At 69.8% G+C, this 13519-nt stretch carries 13 protein-coding genes; 9 read left to right on the top strand and 4 right to left on the bottom strand.

Annotated features, from left to right (window positions below; translation table 11 throughout):
* The first annotated feature begins 21 nt into the window (after positions 1–21).
* Positions 22–1479 carry a tRNA (N6-isopentenyl adenosine(37)-C2)-methylthiotransferase MiaB gene (gene miaB, locus ABB33_RS10635; RefSeq protein WP_082595067.1) on the top strand — a complete coding sequence of 486 codons (1458 nt, stop codon included), beginning with the start codon at positions 22–24 and terminating at the stop codon, positions 1477–1479.
* Between the two features lie 271 nt (positions 1480–1750).
* Here miaB and ABB33_RS10640 read toward each other — a convergent pair whose 3' ends face one another.
* From ABB33_RS10640 to ABB33_RS10655, 4 genes are read right to left on the bottom strand one after another with little or no spacing between them, the layout of a single operon-like run.
* On the bottom strand, positions 1751–2839 hold the full coding sequence (locus ABB33_RS10640; RefSeq protein WP_056932089.1) for an ABC transporter permease: 1089 nt from the start codon (positions 2837–2839) through the stop codon (positions 1751–1753).
* On the bottom strand, positions 2836–3762 hold the full coding sequence (locus ABB33_RS10645; RefSeq protein WP_056932110.1) for an ABC transporter ATP-binding protein: 927 nt from the start codon (positions 3760–3762) through the stop codon (positions 2836–2838). The genes ABB33_RS10640 and ABB33_RS10645 overlap by 4 nt, the downstream gene beginning before the upstream one ends.
* A gap of 20 nt (positions 3763–3782) precedes the next feature.
* Positions 3783–4748, bottom strand: coding sequence for an HlyD family secretion protein (locus ABB33_RS10650; protein ID WP_056932090.1), 966 nt, complete (start codon positions 4746–4748; stop codon positions 3783–3785).
* Positions 4741–5475 carry a TetR/AcrR family transcriptional regulator gene (locus ABB33_RS10655; protein ID WP_082595068.1) on the bottom strand — a complete coding sequence of 245 codons (735 nt, stop codon included), beginning with the start codon at positions 5473–5475 and terminating at the stop codon, positions 4741–4743. Before ABB33_RS10655 ends, ABB33_RS10650 begins: the two co-directional genes overlap by 8 nt.
* A gap of 191 nt (positions 5476–5666) precedes the next feature.
* Between ABB33_RS10655 and ABB33_RS10660 the strand changes: the two genes are divergently transcribed.
* From ABB33_RS10660 to ABB33_RS10695, 8 genes are all read left to right on the top strand, one after another.
* Positions 5667–6650 carry a PhoH family protein gene (locus ABB33_RS10660; RefSeq protein ID WP_056932112.1) on the top strand — a complete coding sequence of 328 codons (984 nt, stop codon included), beginning with the start codon at positions 5667–5669 and terminating at the stop codon, positions 6648–6650.
* Between the two features lie 570 nt (positions 6651–7220).
* A complete protein-coding gene (gene ybeY, locus ABB33_RS10665) occupies positions 7221–7706 on the top strand; it encodes an rRNA maturation RNase YbeY (RefSeq protein WP_054664592.1) in 486 nt (161 codons plus the stop codon).
* An 82-nt stretch (positions 7707–7788) separates the two neighbouring features.
* The gene (locus ABB33_RS10670; protein WP_056932091.1) at positions 7789–8304 is read left to right on the top strand and encodes a hypothetical protein; all 516 of its coding nucleotides are present in this window, start codon (positions 7789–7791) and stop codon (positions 8302–8304) included.
* A 34-nt stretch (positions 8305–8338) separates the two neighbouring features.
* Positions 8339–8911, top strand: coding sequence for a hypothetical protein (locus ABB33_RS10675; RefSeq protein WP_056932092.1), 573 nt, complete (start codon positions 8339–8341; stop codon positions 8909–8911).
* 69 nt (positions 8912–8980) lie between these two features.
* A complete protein-coding gene (locus ABB33_RS10680) occupies positions 8981–9859 on the top strand; it encodes a CorC family transporter (protein ID WP_056932093.1) in 879 nt (292 codons plus the stop codon).
* Positions 9856–11109 (top strand): lipoprotein N-acyltransferase Lnb domain-containing protein, encoded by a 1254-nt coding sequence (locus ABB33_RS10685; protein ID WP_082595069.1) that lies wholly within the window; start codon positions 9856–9858, stop codon positions 11107–11109. Before ABB33_RS10680 ends, ABB33_RS10685 begins: the two co-directional genes overlap by 4 nt.
* Positions 11110–11124: 15 nt before the next feature.
* Complete coding sequence (locus ABB33_RS10690) at positions 11125–12138, top strand: magnesium and cobalt transport protein CorA (RefSeq protein WP_152985045.1); 1014 nt, start codon at positions 11125–11127, stop codon at positions 12136–12138.
* Between the two features lie 54 nt (positions 12139–12192).
* Entirely contained in the window at positions 12193–13497 is a 1305-nt protein-coding gene (locus tag ABB33_RS10695) for a M24 family metallopeptidase (protein ID WP_056932095.1), read from the top strand.
* Positions 13498–13519 lie beyond the last annotated feature (22 nt).

The following is a 13519-nucleotide window of genomic DNA, read 5'->3' on the forward strand; positions in this document are numbered from 1 at the left end:
CACCCGTCTGGAATAAGCGCCATGCCCGGGACGCCAGCCTCCCCCCTGCCGAACGTGGCGGTTTCCGCCATGCCTTCCGTCGAAATGAATACCCCCGAACTGATCCCCCTGCCCGGGCGCGGACGTGACGCCGCTGCCCGCTCGCCGGCGCGTGGCAAGCTCTATATCAAGACCCATGGTTGCCAGATGAACGAGTACGACTCGGCCAAGATGGCCGACGTGCTGGCCGAAGCCGAGGGCCTGGAGCTGACCGACAACCCCGAGGAGGCGGACGTGGTGCTGGTCAACACCTGCTCCATCCGCGAGAAGGCGCAGGAGAAGGTGTTCAGCCAGCTCGGCCGCTGGAAGGAGCTCAAGGCCGGCGGCCGCGACGTCATCATCGGCGTCGGCGGCTGCGTGGCGTCGCAGGAGGGCGAGGCCATCGTCAAGCGCGCGCCCTACGTGGACCTGGTGTTCGGGCCACAGACCCTGCACCGGCTGCCGGAACTGATCCGTGCCCGCCGCGAGCAGAACCGGCCGCAGGTGGACATCAGCTTCCCCGAGATCGAGAAGTTCGACCGCCTGCCCGAGCCGCGCGCCGAAGGCCCGTCCGCATTCGTGTCGATCATGGAAGGCTGTTCCAAGTACTGCTCGTTCTGCGTGGTGCCCTATACCCGCGGCACCGAGGTCAGCCGCCCGTTCGAGGACGTGGTGATCGAATGCGCGCAGCTGGCCGCGCAGGGCGTGCGCGAGATCAACCTGCTCGGGCAGAACGTCAACGCCTACCGCGGCCCGTATGGCGACGGGGAGCTGGCGGACCTGGGCCTGCTGATCCGCACCATCGCCGAGATCGACGGCATCGGCCGCATCCGTTTCACCACCTCGCACCCGCTGGAGTTCAGCGATTCGCTGGTGGACGCCTACCGCGACGTGCCCAAGCTGGCCAACTACCTGCACCTGCCGGTGCAGGCCGGCAGCGACCGCGTGCTCAGCGCCATGAAGCGCGGCTACACCGCCCTCGAGTTCAAGGCCAGGATCCGCAAGCTGCGCGCGGTGCGCCCGGACATCTCGATCAGCTCGGACTTCATCGTCGGCTTTCCCGGCGAGACCGAGGCCGATTTCGAGAAGACCATGAAGCTGATCGAGGACGTGGGCTTCGACCAGAGTTTTTCCTTCATCTACTCGCGCCGCCCCGGCACGCCGGCCGCCGACCTGGAGGACACCACGTCCGAGGCCGAGAAGCACGCGCGCCTGTCGCGCCTGCAGGCGCACATCAACGCATATGCCGCCGGCATCTCCAGGAACATGGTCGGCAGCGTGCAGACCGTGCTGGTCGAGGGCACCTCGCGCAAGGACGACAACGAGCTGACCGGCAAGACCGAGAACATGCGCTCGGTGAACTTCCCGGGCCCGAAGCGGCTGATCGGCCAGTTCGTCGACGTGGTCATCACCGAGGCGCTGACCAATTCGCTGCGCGGGCGCATCGTCACCGCCGACTGAATCGTGCCCGATGGCCGGCGGGCACGCCCTGGCGTGAACTGCCGGCCACTTCCGGAGCAGCCGAGCAGGCCTTGCGTGTGGCGGGCGGCACCATGGTTTGCCGGCATGTTCGCGCAGGCATCATCCACACCCGCGGTGGACAACCGGCCGCGCCCTGGACAGATCTTCACCAGCACCCGCAATACCTTGCCACGCATGGCCTGCGCGCATCCATCCACAGCTTCGTCGTGCAGGCATCCACATGCGGTGTGGACAACCGCGCAGCGTGCCCTCAGTCCAGCCGCTTGCGGAAGCGCAGGATCGCGCCGGCCATCATCACCGCGCTGAAGACCAGCAGCGCCAGCGCATCGGGCCACAGCTCCCACAGGCTCGCGCCGCGCAGCATCATGCCGCGGATCAGGCGCAGGAAGTGGGTCAGCGGCAGCAGCTCCGCCAGCCACTGCACCGAGCGCGGCATGCCCGAGAACGGGAACATGAAGCCGGACAGCAGGATCGATGGCAGGAACAGGAAGAAGGTCATCTGCATCGCCTGGAACTGCGACTGCGCGCGGGTCGAGATCAACAGGCCCAGCGCCAGGTTGGCGACGATCAGCAGGCTGGCGGCGATGAACACGTGCCACAGGCTGCCCGCCATCGGCACGTGGAAGAACCATGCGCCCAGTGCCAGCACCATGCCGGTCTGCAGCAGGCCGACCGCCACGTAGGGAACGACCTTGCCGACCATCAGCTCGGCACTGGTCAGCGGCGTGGCGATCAACAGTTCCATGTTGCCGCGCTCGCGTTCGCGCACGATCGCCACCGCGGTGAACAGCACCATGGTCATGGTCAGGATCACCCCCACCAGCCCCGGCACGATGTTGGTCGCGGAACTGCGCTGCGGGTTGTAGAAGCTGACCACGCTGATCGCACCCGGCGCCAGCGGGTCGAAAGTCATGCCCTCCAGCGGCATGCGCGCCAGCTGCGCCGCCGCGCTCTGGACCGCGTTGTCGCTGCCGTCGACCAGGATCTGCAGCGCCTCGCGGCCTTCGGCGCGGCGGCGCTCGTAGTCCGTCGGGATGACGATGCCGATGCTGATCTCGCCGCGGCGCATGGCATCGAGCAGTTGCTGCGGCGTCGCCGCCTCCAGCACCGGCGAGACCACGCCGCTGGCCACGATGTCGCGCGCCAGCATCCGCGAGGCCGAGGTGCGCGCCTGGTCGGCGAAGCCGGCGGACAGGTCGCGCAGGTTGGTGTTGATCGCGTAGCCGAACAGCAGCAGCTGCATCACCGGGATGCCGATGATCATCGCCAGGGTGATGCGGTCGCGCCGCATCTGCCGCAGCTCCTTGGTCATCACCCCCAGCAGGCGGCGCAGCTTCATGCGTCGCCCCTGCCGGCCGCCGGGCGCTGCCGGGTCGCGGCGACGAACACGTCCTCCAGGCTGGCCGACTGCGGCAGCAGGCGCGCGGCGATGCCCGCCGTCTCCAGCGCCTGCGCCAGCGGCGCCTGCCCCGCGTCCTTGTCCAGCAGCACGCGCAGGCGGTTGCCGATCTGCGCCACGCTGGCCACGCCCGCGCAGGCCGACAGTACCCGTGCCGCCTGCCGTGGCTGGTCGGCATCGATCACCAGGGTGCGCCCGGCCAGCGCGGCGGTGAGTTCGGCCGGGGTACCGTCGGCCACCAGCACGCCGCGGTCAAGGATGGCGATGCGATGGCAGCGCTCGGCCTCGTCCATGTAGTGGGTGGAGACCAGCAGCGTGGTGCCGGCATCGGCCAGCTCGAACAGCTTTTCCCAGAAATCGCGGCGCGACTCCGGGTCCACCGCACTGGTGGGCTCGTCGAGGAACAGCAGTTCCGGCTGGTGGATCACCGCCGCCGCCAGCGCCAGGCGCTGCTTCTGGCCGCCGCTCATGGTGCCGGCCAGCTGCTTCTGCCGGTCCGGGAAATGGTATTGCTCGACCAGCGCGTCGATGCGCCGCCGCGCCTGCGCCCTGGGCAGGTCGTGCACGGCCGCGAGGAACTCCAGGTTCTCGCGCACGCTCAGGTCGTCGAACAGCGAGAACTTCTGCGTCATGTAACCGATGCGGCTGCGCAGTGCCTCGGCCTGCTCGGGAATGCGCAGGCCCAGCACCTCGATCTCGCCCGCACTGGGCGTGAGCAGGCCGCACAGCATGCGGATGGTGGTGGACTTGCCCGAGCCGTTCGGGCCGAGGAAGCCGTACACCTGCCGGCGCGGCACGTCCAGGTCGACGCCGTCCACCGCCAGCAGCGTGCCGAAGCGCCGCACCAGGCCGCGCGCACGGATGGCGACGCCCTCGCCCTCCATCACCGCGTCCCCGCCGCCGCGTCGGCCAGCACCTGCAGCGGCGCGCCCACCGGCAGCGCCGCAGCCTCCTTGCCCAGGCTGATTTCAGCCAGGTAGCTCAGGCGCTCGGTATCCTGCCCGGTCAATGCAAAGTAGGGAGTGAATACCGGGTCGCTGCGGATCATGCGCACGCGCCCTTCGAACACCTGCCCGGCCGGCTGTATCTGCACCCGCAGGCGGTCACCCACCGCCAGGCGGTTGCGCAGCGCCTGCGGCAGGTAGACACGCGCATACGGCGCCTCGCCCACCAGCAGTACCACCAGCGGCGCCCCCACCCCGGGCTGGTCGCCGAGCTTGTAGGGAAGGCTGTCGACGCGGCCGGCACGCGGCGCCACCAGCGTCAGCTTGTCCAGCAGCACCGATTGCGCCGTGGCCGTGGCCCGGGCCGACGCCAGTGCCGCCTCGCCCTGCAACAGCTGTTCGCTGCGGCTGCCGCGCAACCGTTCATCCAGTACCGCCGCGGCCAGCCGCACCTGTGCCTGAGCGCTGCGCGCGGCGGCAAGCGCGCGGTCCAGCTCCGCCGGCGCCACCAGCTGGCGCCGGGCCAGCGGCTGCAGCCGCGCGTGGTACGCCTGCGCCTCCCGCGCCTGCGCCTGCGCCGCGGCCAGCGCCGCGCGGGCCTGGTCGATGTCCTCGACGCGCGGACCGTGGCGCAGCTCCAGCAGCGCGGCGTCGCTTTGCTGCACCCGCGCCTGCAGCGCGTCCAGCTGCGACCGGGTCTGCGCCGGTTCCAGCTGCATCAGCGACGCACCGGCAGCGACCTGCTGGCCTTCGCGCACGTCCAGGCGCACGATGCGCTCGGACACCGGCGCCGGCACCGTCACCCGGTCCCATTCCAGCGTGCCCAGCGCCTGCGGCGCCGGCTGCGAGCAGCCGGCCAATGCCAACGCCAACAGCATTGCCACGGGGATGCCTTGGTCATTCATGTCCCGGCTCCAGAGCGTGCGTCAACATCGCCAATGCGTGCCGCTGTACCGCATCGGCGCCCAGTTCCCCGGCACCGAACACCTGCTGCCAGATCGGCGCACTGGCCAGCGGGAACATCGTCAGCCCGACCATCGACACCACCATCAGCCGCGGATCCAGCGCCGGGGCGAGTCGCCCGGCCTGTTGCGCGGCGCTCAACCGCTCCACCAGCAGGCGCGGCAGCAGCGGCCCGGCCTGTTCGATCATCATCCCGCGCAAGGCACCGCCTTCGCAGAGGATTTCCCGTACCCACAATGTCGGCAGCCACGGATTGGCGATCACCGCGCGGGTGATGCCGGTGACGAAGCCGCCCACCATCGCCGCCACGTCGTCCCCCGCCTCGGCCACGCCGGCATGGACCGTGGCCATGACCGGCAACAGCCGCTCGGCCACGACCGCCTGCCGCAGCTGCAGCTTGTCGCCGAAGTAGTAGTGGACCAGCGCCGGCGTCACTCCGGCGCGACGGGCGATGTCGCGCAGCGAAGTGGCGTTGATGCCGTGGGCGACGAAGCAGGCCAACGCCGCGTCCAGCAGCCGTTCGCGCAGGTCGACGGCATCGGCGCCGGGCCGCCGTCCCGGTGCGCGCTTGCGCGGCTTGTGCGCGACCGGCGCCGATTGCGCCGCGGCAGACTGCGGCAGGGCGGCACCGGCAGGGTCCGCGGCTGGCTTGGATCGGATGCGTTTCATGACCCTATTTAATTCAATGGATAATTAAATTTCAATGATGATCCGTAGCGGCCTGCACGGGGTGACGGCCCGCGGCGCCGTGGCGCCGGCCCTGCCGCCCTCTCGAGGCATCCGCGCGAAACTGAAGTGAGACAATGCGGCATCGGCGCAGCGGCATTGATACCGGGCGCATCGGCACCATTTCTGCATCCATGACCGCGACCATCCATCACGACTTCACCCTCGACCCGGCCGACAACGAGCGGCTGGCCAACCTTGCCGGCCCGTTCGACGAGAACCTGCGCCAGATCGAACTGCGCCTGGGCGTGCAGATCGCCAACCGCGGCAACGTGTTCCGCGTCACCGGGCCGGACAAGGCCGCCAGCGAGGCCGAACGCCTGCTCAAGGCGCTCTACGATGAAGCCGCCGGCACCACCCTGGACAGCCACGCCATCCACCTGCTGCTGAGCCGTGCCAATGTCGAGCAGGTGGCCGAGCGCGCCTACGAGGCCCAGGATGTGGCGATCAAGGTCAAGCGCGGCACCGTGCGTGGCCGCGGCCAGAACCAGTCGCGCTACCTGCACCAGATCGCCACCCACGACATCAACTTCGGCATCGGCCCGGCCGGCACCGGCAAGACCTTCCTGGCGGTGGCCATGGCGGTGGAAGCACTGAACGAATCGCGCGTGCAGCGGCTGATCCTGGTACGCCCGGCGGTGGAGGCCGGCGAGAAGCTGGGCTTCCTGCCCGGCGACCTCACCCAGAAGGTCGACCCCTACCTGCGCCCGCTGTACGACGCGCTGTACGAGATGCTGGGCGTGGAAAAGGTCGCCAAGCTACTGGAAAAGAACGTCATCGAGATCGCCCCGCTGGCGTACATGCGCGGGCGCACGCTCAACGACGCCTTCGTGATCCTGGACGAAGCCCAGAACACCACCATCGAGCAGATGAAGATGTTCCTGACCCGCCTGGGCTTCGGCTCGACCGCGGTGGTCACCGGCGACCTCACCCAGACCGACCTGCCCAAGCACGTCAAATCCGGGCTGCGCGACGCCATCGAGGTGCTGCGCGACGTCGAGGGCGTGAGCTTCACCTTCTTCGAATCGCGCGATGTGGTCCGCCACCCGCTGGTGGCGCGGATCGTCAGCGCCTACGACCGCCGCGACCTGCAGCGGGTCAACCCCGCGGCCGGGTAAGGGGGCACCGATCCGCGCGGGAGGTGGCATGACCGGAGACGGGCGACGCGCCGCCCGCCACCGCCATCGACGCGGCGGTGCTCGCGACCAAGGCCAAGGCCGGGCAACCGGCCGGGCACAAGCTGCACCTGAGCATGCGCCTGCCGCCGCAGGACTGGCCGCCGTATTCCAACGGCTCTCTGTCCTGCAGGCAGCGCTGCTACTTCAGGCTGCGCGCCCCGGCCGCGCAGGCGCGTATTCCGCAGGATGAACTCGACGTACTGACCGACCGGGCCGCACGCGTGCTGGCCCCTGCCCTGCAGGTGGCCGATGCCGGCGGCTGCGCAGGCCGCACCCTTCATGTATCCAACGACATGACGCCGGAAGCGTGGGCGGCGCAACCGGTCCGCCAGATCACCCTGCTGCTGGGCGACAACCGCCATGCGTCCGCCGAAGAAGCCGGCATCGCCGACCCGCGCGCCACCGCCAAGATCGTGGAAATCGCCTCGACGCGGACGCGTGGAAGTCGCAGTGAAACGGCTTGCGCGCGATACTGTGCACTTCCGCACTGCCTGATCGCTGGAACCTGCCATGACCAAGGGCCCCGTCCGTCTCGATGTCGCCGTCAGCTACGCCCTGCCCCGCGCCGGGCTGCCGGCCGCGGTGAGTTTCCGGCGCTGGGTCGCCGCGGCGCTGGAGGGGCGCATCCGCGAGGCCGACCTGGCCATCCGCCTGGTCGATGCCCGCGAAGGCCGCTCGCTGAACCGCCATTACCGCGGCAAGGATTACGCCACCAACGTGCTCAGCTTCCCGGCCGAGATTCCCGAAGGACTGCCCAAGGGCGTCAAGTTCCCGCTGCTCGGCGACCTGGTGATCTGCGCGCCGGTGGTCGCGCGCGAAGCCGGCGAGCAGCGCAAGGCACTCAACGCGCACTACGCGCACCTGACCGTGCACGGCGTACTGCACCTGCTCGGCTGGGACCACGAGGACGACAAGGAAGCCGAGGCGATGGAGCAGCTCGAGCGAGAGATCCTCGCCGAACTGGGCATCGCCGACCCCTACGCCGGCGAGCGCTGACCGCGCCGACCGCACACCGGTTGCAGCCGGCGTCCATTCATCATTCAATGGTGCCACTCAGCCGCCAACCGAGTCATTCAGGATGAACGACCACACCCTGGCCCCGGTTCCGTCCACTCCACACCATCGCATCAGGCGCGTCGTACGCATGGTGTTTGGCACGGTGTTCCTGGTGTCGTTCGCGGCCACCTGCTGTCTGTCGCTGATGGCGCCGCTCTTCGGCACGCGCACGTTTCCCGCGACGTGGGCGCTGGGGGTGGCAGGGCTGTCGCTGTTGACGGCGCCAATGGGCTGGCGCGCGATCGCCCGTCTGTTCGCCGGGCGTCCGGTCGCGGCGCTGCCGTTCTTCCGTGCATCGCCCCTGATGCTTGGCCTGGCGTTCGCGCTGGCGGCGGCGTACTTCGCCCTGGCTCCGCGGTTCGATGCGGCCCAGGCGGCATTCTCCCTGCATATCAACACGGCAATGGCCCTGCAGGCGATCGGCGCGGCGGCAACGCTGCTGTTGCTGTGCACACTGCTGGCCGTTCCGCTGATCCTGCTGCTGCGCCTGCTGGGATGGGGTGGCGACTGGCTGTGGCGGCGGATGAGCGCGCACTGATAACGTGGGCGTCCCTGCAACCGCCCCGCCCCTCGTGCCCACGATCCGCCCGATACCGCTGCTGCTCGCCGCCGCGCTGCCTGCCACCGCACTCGCCGACCCGGCGATCGACCTGCCCGCCCTGATCGAGTGCCGCCAGGGCGTGAGCGAGTTCGTCGCACTGGCGCCGATCGCCGCCGATCCGCTCAAGGCGGTGGCCCTGGGCTGGCGGCCGCTGCCGCAGGGCAACCTGTTCATGAACGAGTACATGCTGAACACGCCGGTGACCGTGTTCGGCCATACGTCCGACCATATCGCCATGGCCGGCTCCAGCATCATGGCAATCCTCGACCTGGCCGATCCACGGCCGCTGGCCAAGGCGCTGGAACTGGAAACCGGTTACGACGCCGACGGCAAGTTCATGGCCGGCCGCGAGCTTGTCAGCCGCGACGTCAACGATGCCAGGACCGGCGAAGCGCTGATCGAATCTGTGATCCTGAGCGTGTCCAACGTCAAATCCCACCCCGGCAAGACCCTGGCCGGCTGCACCTACAGCCTGGATCTGCCGGCCGAGAACGAGGTGCCGGCCCCCGCCGCGGGCGCCACGGCGGACACGCCGCCGGGCTGAGCAGGCGCCCGCGGACATCCTGCTAGACTTTCCGTACCGCCCGGTCCGCCGGGTGCCCTGAACGAAGAGATGTCCGAAGACGACAGTAGTACCCCCCCGGAGCTGGGCGAAAAGAAACGCGGCTGGCTTGAACGCCTCAGCGCGGCCTTCTCCGGCGAACCCCATACCCGCGACGAACTGGTGGCCGTGCTGCAGACGGCCGAACAGGACGGCCTGATCGCCGCCGATACCCTGCGCATGATGGAAGGCGCCATCTCGGTGGCCGAGCTGACCGTCGGCGACGTGATGATCCCGCGCTCGCAGATGGTGTCCCTTCCGGTCGAGCAGCCATTCCTGGAACTGATGAAGCAGGTGGTCGAATCCGGCCATTCGCGCTTCCCCGTGCACGGCGAGAACAAGGACGACGTGCTCGGCATCCTGCTGGCCAAGGACCTGCTGCGCGGCGTGGTCGCCGACAACAGCTACGCCGCCATCCGCGAACTGCTGCGCCCGGCGGTGCTGATCCCCGAGTCCAAGAAGCTCAACGTGCTGCTCAAGGAGTTCCGGCTCTCGCGCAACCACATGGCGATCGTGGTGGACGAGTACGGCGGCGTCGCCGGGCTGGTCACCATCGAGGACGTGCTGGAGCAGATCGTCGGCCAGATCGACGACGAGCACGACGAGGCCGAGGACCACACCGCGCAGATCGCCATCCAGGCCGACGGCCGCTACGTGGTCGACGCGCTGACCGCGATCGAGGACTTCAACGAACGCTTCGGCGCCGGGTTCTCCGACGACGACTACGACACCATCGGCGGACTGGTCACCGAGGCCATCGGCCACCTGCCCGAGATCGGCGACGAACTCACCCTGGACCGTTTCGTGTTCCGGGTGGCGCGCGCCAACGCGCGGCGGGTGCAGGCCTTCCACGTCACCGTGCTGCCGCCCGACCCGCAGGAAGACGCTTGACCGCCCCGCGCCTCTCCCGGCCGCTGCGCCGTGCGCTGCCGCTCGCACGCCTGCTGGCGTGCGCGCTGCTGTACCTGCTGGTGGCCGGCGTGGCATCGGCCGCGGCCACCCCCGCCGCCGATGCCGCAACCGGGGCACCGCGCATCGGCGTGGTGACGATGCAGCCCGGCGAGGTGTTCTTCGAACGTTTCGGCCACGACGCGCTGGTGGTGGCCGAGCCCGGCGGCGGCCCCGCCATTTCCTACAATTTCGGCTTCTTCGACCCGTCCGAGCCCGACTTCATCGGCAACTTCGTGCGCGGGCGGATGATGTACTACCTGGTCGCGCTGCCGCTGGACGAGGACCTGGCGCAGTACCGCGATGCCGGGCGCGGCGCATCCATCCAGTGGCTGGACCTGCCGCCACGGCAGGCGCAGGCGCTGGCCGACGACCTGGCCGAGCGCTCGCGGCCGGAGAATGCACGCTACCGCTACGACTACTTCACCGCCAACTGCTCGACGATGGTGCGCGACGCGCTCGACCGCGCCATGGGCGGCAGCCTGCAGTCGCAGCTGTCCGGGCGTTCGCGCGGCAACACCTACCGCAGCGAAGCGGTGCGGCTGGCCTCGCCGTCACCGTGGATGTGGCTGGGCTTCGACCTCGGCCTGGGCCCGTGGGCCGACCAGCCGCTGTCGCGCTGGCAGGAGGCGTTCGTGCCGATGCGGCTGGCCGACGGCCTGCGCGAGGCGCGCAACGGCGAGGGACGCCCACTGGTGCAGGCCGAACAGGAGCTGCTGCCGCAACGGCTGGCCCCCGAGCCGGGCGAGCATGACCGCACCTGGTGGCCCTGGCTGCTGACCGGCCTGGTCCTGGCCGGGCTGGTCTACGCCGCTCGCCGCCACCGGCGCATGCTCGGTGGCGTGGCGCTGCCGTTCTGGCTGTTCTGCGGCGTGGCCGGCGTGCTGCTGGCCTACCTGTGGGGTGCCAGCGAACACCGCGCCGCCTGGGGCAATCGCAACCTGCTGCTGCTCAATCCGCTGGCGCTGGCCCTGCTGCCGGGCGCCTGGCAACTGTTGCGCGGGCGTCTGCCGGGTCGCGCGTTCGGCTGGCTGCTGTGGACGCTGGCCGCCATCGCCGCGCTGTCGCTGCCGCTGCATTGGCTGTCGCTGCAGGCCCAGTTCAACATGCAGTGGATCGTGCTGCTGCTGCCGGTCCACCTGGCGCTGGCACTGGTGCTGGGCCGCCGCGGCTTGGCGCCTGCGCCGGGCTGAGGCACGATGCGGTCCATGGACCCCGGTATTTCTCCCGCGGTGGCGCCGGCCAACCCGCCCTGTGTCATCAACTGCACCTGGTATGGCGAGGACGGCACGCTGCGCAATCTGTCGCTGGATTCGATCAGCGACGTGCTCGAAGCCAGCAGCCGGGGCTTTGTCTGGGTCGGCCTGTACGAACCCGACGACGCCGTGCTGGACAAGGTCCAGGCCGAGTTCGGGCTGCATGACCTGGCCATCGAGGACACGCGCAAGGCGCACCAGCGGCCCAAGGTGGAGACCTACGGCGACTCGCTGTTCGTGGTGGTGCACACCGCGCAGGTTGTCGAGGAGCGCATCCGCTATGGCGAGACCCATGCCTTCCTCGGCCCGCGCTATCTGGTGACGGTGCGCCACGGCGCCTCGCTGTCGTACGCGCCGGTACGCGCGCGGCTGGAACGCGAGCACGACCTGGTGGCCCAGGGGCCGTCGTTCTGCCTGTATGCGGTGCTCGACGCGGTGGTGGACAACTACCTGCCGATCACCGACAGCTTCGGCGATACGCTGGATTCGCTGGAGAAGGACATCTTCGCCGAGAACTACCGGCGCCGCACCGTCATCCGCCTGTACGACCTCAAGCGCGAACTCAACAAGATGCGGCTGGCGGTCACCCCGCTGCAGGACGCGCTGGCGCAGCTGCAGCGCAACCCGGTGCAGCTGCTCAACGACGACGCACGGCTGTACCTGCGCGACGTGCAGGACCATGCCGCGCGGGTCAACGACGCCATCGACACCCTGCGCGAAATGCTCGGCACCGCGCTGAGCGTGAACCTGTCGCTGGTCACCCTGGCGCAGGGCGAGACGGTCAAGCAGCTCGGCGCGTGGGCGGCGCTGCTGGCCGCACCGACCCTGATCACCAGCTGGTACGGCATGAACTTCACCCACATGCCGGAGCTGGCCGGACGCTTCGCCTACCCCCTGCTGGTGCTGATCGTCGGCGCGGTCTGCGCGGTGCTGTACCGGCTGTTCAAGCGTTCCGGCTGGCTGTAGGCCCGCACCGCCCGCGGCCACTCCGACCCACATCACTGCCCTGCGGGGAACGCCATGCGCAACGATGCCCTCTTCGATCACCCCCGCCGGCATTTCCTGCGCGGCTCGCTGGCCGCCGGCGCCATGGCGCTGCCGGTGCTGGGCCAGCCGGGCAGCGCGCTGGCTGCCGAGGGCCGCGGCGACGCGCCGGCGCTGCCCGCGTCGATCCGCGCGCTGCAACCGGTCGCGCAGCGGGTGGTGCCGATCAGCGCCGGCGAACGCGTGCAGCGCCTGGCGCGCGCGCAGCAGCTGATGGAGCGGCACCGGATCGATGCGGTGTTCATCGGCGCGGGCACCTCGTTGACCTACTTCACCGGCATGCACTGGTGGAACAGCGAGCGCCTGACCGGGGTGATCCTGCCGCGCTCGGGCGAGCCGGTCTATGTCACCCCCGAGTTCGAACGCGGCCGCACGCTGGAACAGATCCGGCTCGGCAACGACGTGCGCGGCTGGCAGGAAGACGAGGATCCGTATGCGCTGGTCGCGCAGGTGCTGCGCGGCGTCGGCGCCGGCAATGGCACGATCGGCATCGAGGAGACCGTGCCGTTCTTCCGCAGCAAGGGCATCATGGGCGCCCTGCCCCACGCCACCTTCGTCGATGCCTGGCCGGTCACCGCCGGCTGCCGGCGCATCAAGAGCCCGGCGGAACTGGCGCTGTTGCGCCTGACCAACCAGACCACGCTGGCGGTGTACGAGGCAGTGTGGAAGGCGCTGGTACCGGGCATGAGCGAGGACGACATCGCCGGGCTGGTCGCCATGGCCTATGCCCGCACCGGCCTGCGCGGCAGTGCCGACGTCAACATCGGTCCATACACCGCCTCGCCACACGGCTCGGATGCGCCGCAACGGCTCACCGAGGGCATGCCGGTCATCTTCGACGGTGGCTGCAGGGCCGACGGCTACACCAGCGACATCACCCGCACCGTGGTGCTGGGCCAGGCCGGCGACGACATCCGCCGGGTCTTCGACATCGTGCTCGACGCGCAGACCAGCGCGCTGCGGGCGGCGCGCCCCGGCGTGGCGATGGAGGCGCTGGACGCCGCCGCGCGCAAGGTCATCGTCGATGCCGGCTACGGCCCGGACTACGCCTACTTCAGCCACCGCCTCGGCCACGGCATCGGCATGGACATGCACGAGTGGGATTACCTGGTCCGCGGCAACACCCGCCTGCTCGAACCGGGCATGACCTTCAGCGACGAACCCGGGATCTACATCCCCGGCAGGTTCGGCGTGCGCCTGGAGGACATCCTGCACATCACCGCCGACGGCGCCGAACTGCTGACCCCGCAGAGTCCGTCGATCGATCACCCGTTCGGCTGACGCACCGCGCGTGCCGGCACCG

Source organism: Stenotrophomonas acidaminiphila (genome assembly GCF_001431595.1).
GTDB lineage: Bacteria > Pseudomonadota > Gammaproteobacteria > Xanthomonadales > Xanthomonadaceae > Stenotrophomonas > Stenotrophomonas acidaminiphila.

Coding starts and splice junctions, on each gene's coding strand:
- miaB (WP_082595067.1), top strand. CDS start 22: ATGCCCGGGACGCCAGCCTCCCCCCTGCCGAACGTGGCGGTTTCCGCC.
- ABB33_RS10640 (WP_056932089.1), bottom strand. CDS start 2,839: ATGAAGCTGCGCCGCCTGCTGGGGGTGATGACCAAGGAGCTGCGGCAG.
- ABB33_RS10650 (WP_056932090.1), bottom strand. CDS start 4,748: ATGAATGACCAAGGCATCCCCGTGGCAATGCTGTTGGCGTTGGCATTG.
- ABB33_RS10655 (WP_082595068.1), bottom strand. CDS start 5,475: ATGAAACGCATCCGATCCAAGCCAGCCGCGGACCCTGCCGGTGCCGCC.
- ABB33_RS10660 (WP_056932112.1), top strand. CDS start 5,667: ATGACCGCGACCATCCATCACGACTTCACCCTCGACCCGGCCGACAAC.
- ybeY (WP_054664592.1), top strand. CDS start 7,221: ATGACCAAGGGCCCCGTCCGTCTCGATGTCGCCGTCAGCTACGCCCTG.
- ABB33_RS10670 (WP_056932091.1), top strand. CDS start 7,789: ATGAACGACCACACCCTGGCCCCGGTTCCGTCCACTCCACACCATCGC.
- ABB33_RS10680 (WP_056932093.1), top strand. CDS start 8,981: ATGTCCGAAGACGACAGTAGTACCCCCCCGGAGCTGGGCGAAAAGAAA.
- ABB33_RS10690 (WP_152985045.1), top strand. CDS start 11,125: ATGGACCCCGGTATTTCTCCCGCGGTGGCGCCGGCCAACCCGCCCTGT.
- ABB33_RS10695 (WP_056932095.1), top strand. CDS start 12,193: ATGCGCAACGATGCCCTCTTCGATCACCCCCGCCGGCATTTCCTGCGC.